The sequence below is a fragment of the Vibrio sp. 970 genome (assembly GCF_033339075.1).
Map to the genome: position 1 here is coordinate 1 of NZ_JAWOTW010000457.1, position 632 is coordinate 632.

Below are 632 nucleotides of genomic sequence, written 5' to 3' on the forward strand. Positions count from 1 at the left end.
GAAAAGTTGAAGCGATAAGAGGTAACGCAGGTAGATAGATATCAATCGCAAGCGGACTGAAAAGAACCAAAAGGGTCAACAACGCCATTTGTTTTTTACTATTAGAAATATGGCTAGACACACAACACTCCAAATTGAACAAGAACTTTGCAGAGAGCTTAATCATCTGATGATATGAATGGAAATGATGTATAATCATGACCATTATTCCCCAGAGGAAATTCACCGTGAACATAGAAAAGCTCGCTCGTCTCGACCTGAACTTACTGGTCTGTTTTAAAGTGTTAATTGAAGAGCTTAACGTGACTCGAGCAGCGCATCGACTGTGCCTTAGCCAATCCGCGGTGAGCAAATCATTAGCCAAACTTCGCATTCAATTTGATGATCCATTGTTTACGCGTAACTCACATGGATTAACGCCAACACCACGTGCATTGTTCCTCAAACCGAAACTGGATCTGTTGATTAACCAATTAGAAGTGCTGACCCAGCCAGAAGAGTTTTCGCCCCAAAGCAGTGAATACCGTTTTCAAATTGCAGCGGTGGAAAGTGTCTACCCATTAATCTTGCCGCATTTCTTACCAGCGATTTTTCAACAGGCGCCCGGCGTCACCATCAGTACGCATCCTTGG

1 protein-coding gene and 1 pseudogene are annotated in these 632 nt (G+C 43.2%); one reads left to right on the forward strand and one right to left on the reverse strand.

All coding sequences use genetic code 11. From position 1 onward, the window contains the following. A pseudogene (locus tag R7Q11_RS27270) lies at positions 1-121 on the reverse strand (Bcr/CflA family drug resistance efflux transporter); the annotation flags it as partial. A gap of 106 nt (positions 122-227) precedes the next feature. Here R7Q11_RS27270 and R7Q11_RS27275 point away from each other — a divergent pair. Next, positions 228-632: LysR family transcriptional regulator (locus R7Q11_RS27275; RefSeq protein WP_225467120.1), on the forward strand; the 405-nt coding region annotated here is incomplete at its 3' end.